The following is a 6,637-nucleotide window of genomic DNA, read 5'->3' on the forward strand; positions in this document are numbered from 1 at the left end:
AGTCAACTGATCTGGCGACTGATACACCGCATTCGCGAGCAAGCCCGCTCCCACACAAGCCTTGTTTCTACAGGAAATTAGCGCTGAGCTTTAGGCTTTGAGGGTTTTCACACCTTCAGCAGTGCCCAACAGCAACACGTCAGCCGGACGCGCAGCGAACAACCCGTTAGTGACCACGCCGACGATGGCATTGATCTGGGTTTCCAGCTCCACCGGGTTGGTGATCTGCATGTTGAACACGTCGAGGATGATGTTGCCGTTATCGGTCAACACACCTTCGCGGTACACCGGGTCGCCGCCCAGTTTTACCAGCTCGCGGGCCACGTGGCTGCGGGCCATCGGGATCACTTCCACCGGCAGCGGGAAGGCGCCGAGCACCGGCACCAACTTGCTGGCGTCGGCGATGCAGATAAAGGTCTTGGCCACGGCCGCGACGATCTTCTCGCGGGTCAGGGCTGCGCCGCCGCCTTTGATCAGGTTCAGGTGCGCGTCGCTTTCATCGGCGCCGTCGACGTAGAACTCCAGGTCGCTCACGGTGTTGAGCTCATACACCGGAATGCCATGGCCCTTGAGGCGCGCGGCGGTGGCTTCGGAGCTGGCCACGGCGCCGTCAAATGCGCCCTTGTGCTGGGCCAGTGCGTCGATGAAGCAGTTGGCGGTGGAGCCGGTGCCGACGCCGACGATGCTTTTGTCGTCGAGTTTGGGAAGGATTAAATCGACGGCGGCCTGGGCCACTGCCTGTTTGAGTTGATCCTGGGTCATGCGGGCTCCGGAACGGGCGGGGAGTTATCGAGGGGCGCGAGTATAACCCAACAAAACCTCGGGATTCGTGTGGTCGCCCGGCCAAAAGCCGGGTTAGACTCCTTGGCCCTGCCAAACCGTGAAAGTAGAAGCCCGCCGATGCTTGAACAGTACGTCAAAAAGATCCTCACCTCGCGCGTTTACGACGTTGCCGTAGAAACCCCCTTGCAGACCGCGCGCCAGCTCTCCGAGCGGCTGGGCAACACGGTCTGGCTCAAGCGTGAAGACTTGCAGCCGGTGTTCTCGTTCAAGATTCGCGGCGCCTATAACAAGCTGACCCAGCTCACTGCTGAAGAGCGCGCGCGCGGCGTGGTCACGGCCTCGGCGGGCAACCATGCCCAAGGCCTGGCCCTGGCGGCCAAGGTGCTGGGGGTGAAAGCCACCATCGTGATGCCCAAGACCACCCCGGAGATCAAGGTCGAAGGCGTGCGCTCCCGTGGCGGCAAAGTGGTACTGCACGGTGATTCCTTCCCGGAAGCCCTGGCCTACTCGCTGAAGCTGGTCGACGAAAAAGGCTACGTCTACATTCACCCCTACGATGATCCGCACACCATTGCCGGGCAGGGCACCGTGGCGATGGAAATCCTGCGCCAGCATCCGGGGCCTCTGGACGCGATTTTCGTCCCGGTGGGCGGCGGCGGGCTGATCGCCGGGATTGCGGCGTATGTGAAATACCTGCGTCCGGAGATCAAGATCATTGGCGTTGAGCCGGACGACTCCAACTGCCTGCAAGCCGCCCTGGCGGCGGGTGAGCGCGTGGTGTTGCCGACGGTGGGGATCTTTGCCGACGGCGTGGCGGTGGCGCAGATCGGCCAGCACACGTTTGATATCTGCAAAGACTATGTCGACGAAGTGATCACCGTGAGCACCGATGAAATCTGTGCGGCGATCAAGGACATCTACGACGACACCCGCTCCATCACCGAGCCTGCGGGCGCGCTGGGCGTGGCGGGGATCAAGAAATACGTGGAAACCCGTGGCGTGAGCGGGCAGACCCTGGTGGCCATCGACTCTGGTGCCAACGTCAACTTCGACCGCCTGCGCCATGTGGCCGAGCGCGCCGAGCTGGGTGAAGGCCGCGAAGCGATCATCGCCGTGACCATTCCCGAGAAGCCGGGCAGCTTCAAGGCGTTCTGCGAGGCTGTGGGCAAGCGCCAGATCACCGAATTCAACTACCGCTTCCACTCCGGCAGCGAGGCGCACATCTTTGTCGGCGTGCAGACCCACCCCGACACCGACCCGCGCAGCGCGCTGATCGCCAGCCTGACCGAGCAGGGTTTCCCGGTGCTGGACCTGACCGAGAACGAGTTGGCCAAGCTGCACATCCGCCATATGGTCGGCGGCCATGCGGCGCACGTCAGCAATGAGGTGGTGTTCCGCTTCGAATTCCCGGAGCGTCCGGGGGCGTTGTTCAACTTTCTTAACAAATTAGGCGGGCGCTGGAACATCTCGATGTTCCACTATCGCAACCACGGCGCAGCTGACGGCCGTGTGGTCGCTGGCCTACAAGTGCCGGCGAACGAGCGTCACCTGGTACCGGCTGCCCTGGAAGCCATCGGCTACCCGTACTGGGATGAAAGCGATAACCCGGCCTACAAACTGTTCCTCGGTTGAGCGACTACGCTGATTGGGGCGGCCTTTAAGGAAGACGAGAGATGGAAACCCTGATTACCCTGAAAGTTATCCACATCGCGGCGACCGTGTTGCTGTTGCTCAGCGGCCTGGGCCTGGCGCTGCTGGCCTGGCGCAAGCGCAGCGCCGGCCCGGCGGTCACCGTGCAGCGCCCGTGGGTGTTTGTGTGGTTGTTGATGGGGATTTGCGTGGTCAGCATGCCGTTTACCGGCTGGTGGCTGGCGCATTTGATTGGCTGGCCGCTGGGGCAGACGTGGATTTTGGGTTCCAGCATTCTTTACGCCGTGGCGGCGTTGGCGTGGTTCTGGCTGGTGGCGCGGCTCAATCGCCTGCGTAAGGGCGAGGGCGGGAGCTTGAATTTCACGTTGGTGCTGGCGGTGGTCAGCCTGGTGGGGTTTGTGGCGATTGCCGGGCTCATGGGCGCCAAGCCGGTTTAAGGGCTCAAGACCGAGTCGTCTGCATTCGCGAGCAAGCCCGCTCCCACACTCGACCGAGTTCCAACATGAGAATGCGGTCAAAATGTGGGAGCGGGCTTGCTCGCGAAGAGGCCATCAGCTGCGCAATGTAATCACCGGCCACCCACGCATCTCAGCCTCAGCCCGCAAATTCGGGTCCGGATCCACCGCCACCGCATGCGTCACCTGCTCCAACAGCGGCAGGTCATTCATCGAATCGCTATAGAAATAACTGTCTTCCAGGCTAAAGCCAGTCTCCGCCAACCAACGATTCAAGCGCGTGACCTTGCCCTCGCGGAAGCACGGCACGTCGGTGCTGCGCCCGGTGTAGCGGCCGTTGTCCATCTCGCATTCGGTGGCGATCAGGGTTTCCACGCCCAGGCGTGCGGCAATCGGCGCGGTGACGAAACGGTTGGTGGCGGTGATGATGACCAGCGTGTCGCCGGCGGCGCGGTGCTTGGCCAGCAGTTCTACGGCGCGGGGCAGCATCAGCGGCTCGATGCAGTCGCGCATGAAGTCGCGGTGCCATTCGTCGAGTTGGGCCATCTCGGTGCGGCCGAGGATTTCCAGGCTGAAGTTCAGGTAAGCGGCGTTGTCCAGCTTGCCGGCCAGGTAATCCTGGTAGAACTCGTCGTTGCGGGCCTTGTAGGCGATCGGGTCGAGAATCCCACGTTCACAGAGGTAATCGCCCCACGCGTGATCGCTGTCACCGCCGAGAAGGGTGTTGTCCAAGTCGAATAAAGCCAGGCGCATTGCAGTTACTCGCTGAAAAGTCTGTAAAAAGGCGTCCAGAATACGGTCTTTTCACAAGAGTGCACATAAGGTAAGAAGCCTCGTTGCCGCTGCAACAACCTTTGTGGAACAATGCGGCGACATGCGTTTGCGAGGTTGTTGCCGTGATCGACCCCGATGGTTTCCGTCCTAATGTCGGGATTATTCTTACGAATGATGCCGGACAGGTGCTATGGGCTCGCCGAATCAACCAAGATGCCTGGCAGTTTCCTCAAGGTGGAATCAACCCCGACGAAACCCCTGAAGACGCCTTGTACCGTGAGTTGAACGAAGAAGTCGGCCTTGAGCGCGAAGATGTACAGATTCTGGCCTGCACCCGTGGCTGGTTGCGTTATCGTTTACCGCAACGCCTGGTGCGTACCCACAGCCAACCGCTGTGTATCGGCCAGAAGCAGAAATGGTTTCTCCTGCGCCTGATCTCCAACGAGCAGCGGGTGCGGATGGATTTGACCGGTAAACCGGAGTTCGATGGCTGGCGCTGGGTCAGCTATTGGTACCCGTTGGGCCAGGTGGTGACATTCAAGCGCGAGGTTTATCGTCGCGCTCTCAAAGAGCTTGCCCCGCGCCTTTTAGCGCGCGACTGACGACGGAGTTCGACCCCGAGCCATGCTCAATACGCTGCGCAAGATCGTCCAGGAAGTTAACTCCGCCAAGGATCTCAAGGCGGCGTTGGGGATTATTGTGTTGCGCGTCAAGGAAGCCATGGGCAGCCAGGTCTGCTCGGTTTACCTGCTGGACCCCGAGACCAACCGTTTTGTGCTGATGGCCACCGAGGGCTTGAACAAGCGCTCCATCGGCAAGGTCAGCATGGCGCCCAATGAAGGTCTGGTGGGCCTGGTGGGGACGCGTGAAGAACCCCTGAACCTTGAACACGCGGCCGATCACCCGCGTTACCGCTACTTTGCCGAAACCGGCGAAGAGCGTTACGCCTCGTTCCTCGGTGCGCCGATCATTCACCACCGCCGCGTTGTCGGCGTGTTGGTCATCCAGCAGAAAGAACGCCGCCAGTTCGATGAAGGTGAAGAAGCCTTCCTCGTGACCATGAGCGCGCAGCTCGCCGGGGTTATCGCCCACGCCGAGGCCACCGGCTCGATTCGCGGCCTGGGGCGCGAGGGCAAGGGCATCCAGGAAGCCAAGTTCGTCGGCGTACCCGGTTCGCCGGGCGCTGCGGTCGGTACGGCGGTGGTCATGTTGCCGCCGGCGGACTTGGATGTGGTGCCGGACAAGACCGTCAAAGACATCGACGCCGAAATCAAACTGTTCAAGACCGCCCTCGAAGGCGTGCGCGCCGACATGCGCAACCTGTCGAACAAGCTGGCCACCCAGCTGCGCCCCGAAGAGCGCGCGCTGTTCGACGTGTACCAGATGATGCTCGACGACGCGTCCCTGGGTAACGAAGTCAAGACCGTAATCAAGACCGGCCAGTGGGCCCAGGGCGCGTTGCGCCAGGTGGTCACCGATCACGTCAACCGCTTCGAAATGATGGACGACGACTACCTGCGCGAGCGCGCCTCGGATGTGCGCGACCTCGGTCGCCGCCTGCTGGCCTACCTGCAGGAAGACCGCACCACCAACATGGTCTTCCCCGACAACACCATTTTGGTCAGTGAAGAACTGACGGCCACCCAGCTGGGCGAAGTGCCGGAAGGCAAGCTGGTGGGCCTGGTCTCGGTATTGGGTTCGGGCAACTCCCACGTCGCGATCCTGGCCCGGGCCATGGGTATCCCGACGGTAATGGGCCTGGTGGACCTGCCGTACGCCAAGGTCGATGGCATCGACATGATCGTCGATGGCCATCGCGGCGAAGTCTTTACCAACCCCAGCGACGTGCTGCGCAAGCAATACGCCGAAGTGGTGGAAGAAGAGAAACAGCTGGCACTGGGCCTGGATTCATTGCGCGAACTGCCGTGCGTGACCACCGACGGCCATCGCGTGCCGCTGCTGGTCAACACCGGCCTGCTGGCCGATGTGGCCCGCGCGCAACAGCGTGGCGCCGAAGGGGTAGGGCTGTACCGCACCGAAGTGCCGTTCATGATTAACCAGCGTTTCCCGAGCGAGAAGGAGCAGCTGGCGATTTATCGCGAGCAACTGCAGGCCTTCCACCCGTTACCGGTGACCATGCGCAGCCTCGACATCGGCGGCGACAAGTCACTGTCGTATTTCCCGATCAAGGAAGACAACCCCTTCCTCGGCTGGCGCGGTATCCGCGTGACCCTCGACCATCCTGAAATTTTCCTCGTCCAAACCCGTGCCATGCTCAAGGCCAGCGAAGGCCTGAACAACCTGCGCATCCTGCTGCCGATGATCTCCGGCACCCATGAGCTGGAAGAGGCGCTGCACCTGATCCACCGGGCCTGGGGCGAAGTGCGCGACGAAGGTGCCGACGTACCGATGCCGCCGATTGGCGTGATGATCGAAATTCCCGCGGCGGTGTACCAGGCCAAGGAGCTGGCGCGCCAGGTGGACTTCCTCTCGGTGGGCTCCAACGACCTGACCCAATACCTGCTGGCCGTGGACCGTAACAACCCACGGGTGGCCGACCTCTACGACTACCTGCACCCGGCGGTGCTGCAAGCCCTGCAACACGTGGTGCGCGACGCCCATGCCGAAGGCAAGCCGGTGAGCATCTGCGGTGAAATGGCCGGCGATCCGGCGGCGGCGGTGCTGTTGATGGCGATGGGCTTTGACAGCTTGTCGATGAACGCCACCAACCTGCCGAAGGTGAAGTGGATGCTGCGCCAGGTGGATCTGGGCATGGCCAAGGATTTGCTGGCGGAGTTGATGACCATCGACAACCCGCAAGTTATCCACAGCTCGTTGCAGTTGGCGCTGAAGAACCTGGGGCTGACGCGGATGATAAACCCGGCTTCGGCGAAGACCTTATAGCCGACGAAAATCAAAATGTGGGAGCGGGCTTGCTCGCGAATGCGGTGGGTCAGCTTGCGCATGTGTTGGCT

Annotated in this window: 6 protein-coding genes; 4 read left to right on the plus strand and 2 right to left on the minus strand. The window is 61.8% G+C overall.

The annotated features are described in order from the left end of the window. Window positions 1-90 precede the first annotated feature (90 nt). Window positions 91-762 (minus strand): ribose-5-phosphate isomerase RpiA, encoded by a 672-nt coding sequence (gene rpiA, locus NUV89_RS26460; RefSeq protein ID WP_017736692.1) that lies wholly within the window; start codon window positions 760-762, stop codon window positions 91-93. A gap of 108 nt (window positions 763-870) precedes the next feature. Here rpiA and ilvA point away from each other — a divergent pair, with 108 nt between their 5' ends. Then, window positions 871-2,415: a threonine ammonia-lyase, biosynthetic gene (gene ilvA / locus NUV89_RS26465; RefSeq protein ID WP_257783642.1), complete on the plus strand. Its 1,545-nt coding sequence runs from the start codon at window positions 871-873 to the stop codon at window positions 2,413-2,415. A gap of 41 nt (window positions 2,416-2,456) precedes the next feature. Beyond that, window positions 2,457-2,870 carry a DUF2269 domain-containing protein gene (locus tag NUV89_RS26470; protein ID WP_257783639.1) on the plus strand — a complete coding sequence of 138 codons (414 nt, stop codon included), beginning with the start codon at window positions 2,457-2,459 and terminating at the stop codon, window positions 2,868-2,870. Between the two features lie 114 nt (window positions 2,871-2,984). Here the strand turns inward: NUV89_RS26470 and NUV89_RS26475 are convergent, their stop codons facing one another. Beyond that, complete coding sequence (locus NUV89_RS26475; RefSeq protein ID WP_257783640.1) at window positions 2,985-3,641, minus strand: HAD family phosphatase; 657 nt, start codon at window positions 3,639-3,641, stop codon at window positions 2,985-2,987. Window positions 3,642-3,784: 143 nt separating this feature from the next. Between NUV89_RS26475 and NUV89_RS26480 the strand changes: the two genes are divergently transcribed. Together NUV89_RS26480 and ptsP are read left to right on the plus strand one after the other, a co-directional pair. Beyond that, a complete protein-coding gene (locus tag NUV89_RS26480) occupies window positions 3,785-4,264 on the plus strand; it encodes an RNA pyrophosphohydrolase (RefSeq protein WP_003176750.1) in 480 nt (159 codons plus the stop codon). A 22-nt stretch (window positions 4,265-4,286) separates the two neighbouring features. Further along, window positions 4,287-6,566, plus strand: a complete 2,280-nt coding sequence (gene ptsP, locus NUV89_RS26485) for a phosphoenolpyruvate--protein phosphotransferase (RefSeq protein ID WP_257783641.1) — start codon at window positions 4,287-4,289, stop codon at window positions 6,564-6,566. Window positions 6,567-6,637: the final 71 nt, after the last annotated feature.

The organism is Pseudomonas sp. 18.1.10 (assembly GCF_024655625.1).
In the GTDB taxonomy this organism is placed as follows: domain Bacteria; phylum Pseudomonadota; class Gammaproteobacteria; order Pseudomonadales; family Pseudomonadaceae; genus Aquipseudomonas.